Raw genomic sequence first — 1,965 nt, 5'->3', positions numbered from 1 at the left:
AAAGTCCAAAACAATCTCTGACAACTAAGCAGGATAAGAACAACTAAAACCAAAGAAACGAATCTTTAGTCTTTTCTCTTGAAAGGAGGTGATCCAACCGCAGGTTCACCTACGGTTACCTTGTTACGACTTCACCCCAGTCGCTGCATCCGCCGTGGGCGGTAGCCTGTTTGGCATTCCGACTTAAGGCGAATACAACTCCCATGGTGTGACGGGCGGTGAGTACAAGACCCGGGAACGTATTCACCGTAGCATAGCTGATCTACGATTACTAGCGATTCCAGCTTCATGTAGTCGAGTTGCAGACTACAATCCGAACTGAGAGGTGTTTTATAGATTTGCTCCATCTCGCAATATTGCTTCTCTTTGTACACCCCATTGTAGCACGTGTGTAGCCCTAGGCGTAAGGGCCATGATGACTTGACGTCATCCTCACCTTCCTCCTCCTTGCGAAGGCAGTCTCCTTAGAGTGCTCTACCGAATAGTTAGCAACTAAGGACGAGGGTTGCGCTCGTTGCGGGACTTAACCCAACATCTCACGACACGAGCTGACGACAGCCGTGCAGCACCTGTTTTCAAGTTCTAGCAAGCTAGCACTCCACTATCTCTAGCGGATTCTATCAATGTCAAGCCTAGGTAAGGTTCTTCGTGTATCTTCGAATTAAACCACATGCTCCACCGCTTGTGCGGGTCCCCGTCTATTCCTTTGAGTTTTAATCTTGCGACCGTACTCCCCAGGCGGAATGCTTAATGCGTTAGCTGCATTACTGCCCTGACAAGCAGGGCAACAACTAGCATTCATCGTTTAGGGCGTGGACTACCAGGGTATCTAATCCTGTTTGCTCCCCACGCTTTCGCGCATCAGCGTCAGTTATGTTCCAGCAGGTCGCCTTCGCAATGAGTATTCCTCTTGATCTCTACGGATTTTACCCCTACACCAAGAATTCCACCTACCTCTCCCATACTCTAGAATAATAGTTTCAAATGCAGTTCTATGGTTAAGCCATAGGATTTCACATCTGACTTATTATCCCGCCTACGCGCTCTTTACGCCCAGTGATTCCGAGTAACGCTTGCACCCTCCGTATTACCGCGGCTGCTGGCACGGAGTTAGCCGGTGCTTATTCGTTAGATACCGTCATTATCTTCTCTAACAAAAGGAGTTTACAATCCGAAAACCTTCATCCTCCACGCGGCGTTGCTGCTTCAGGGTTTCCCCCATTGAGCAATATTCCCTACTGCTGCCTCCCGTAGGAGTCTGGACCGTGTCTCAGTTCCAGTGTGTCCGTTCACCCTCTCAGGCCGGATACCCGTCATAGCCTTGGTGAGCCATTACCTCACCAACAAGCTGATAGGACATAGGCTGATCTCATAGCGAAAAACTTTCCCTCGTAAGGAGTATCCAGTATTAATCACCGTTTCCAGTGGCTATCCTAGACTATGAGGCACATAACCTATGCATTACTCACCCGTGCGCCACTAATCCACTCTAGCAAGCTAGAGCTTCATCGTTCGACTTGCATGTATTAGGCACGCCGCCAGCGTTCACTCTGAGCCAGGATCAAACTCTCCATAAAAAATTAAATCTTTATCTATTAAAGATAAAGGATAGATTCCAATAAGGAATCTTGGATTAAGTTTGTCCTAAAATCTCAAAATCTCTGTTTAGACTTTTGTTTTACAAGTGCATAGAAAAGATTTTCTTCTATAAAAGAAAAGAATTCCTTTCTTTACAATATAAAACTTCAAAGCAATAAATGAGTTTATGTTGTTAAGATTTAGAAAATTAATTAAGAATGTTGTTCTTATAATTTCCTGCTTAGTTGTCAAAGATCATTTTAACTTTAAATTCTGTGTAAATACATTAAATAATAGTTAAAGAACATTTACTTTTTCACTCTAAAATATTTTTAGCGCAAAAAAGGAAATGGAATTTTAGCAAAGTTAGCTTAAGGGGAGTTGAAA

Annotated in this window: 1 rRNA gene; it reads right to left on the bottom strand. The window is 44.2% G+C overall.

The annotated features are described in order from the left end of the window. Positions 1-81: 81 nt before the first annotated feature. Positions 82-1,577, bottom strand: a 16S ribosomal RNA gene (locus LS69_RS09905). Positions 1,578-1,965: the final 388 nt, after the last annotated feature.

It is taken from the genome of Helicobacter sp. MIT 05-5294, from assembly GCF_000765675.1.
Classification (GTDB): Bacteria; Campylobacterota; Campylobacteria; order Campylobacterales; family Helicobacteraceae; genus Helicobacter_D.
This window is presented reverse-complemented; position numbering and strand designations above follow the sequence as displayed.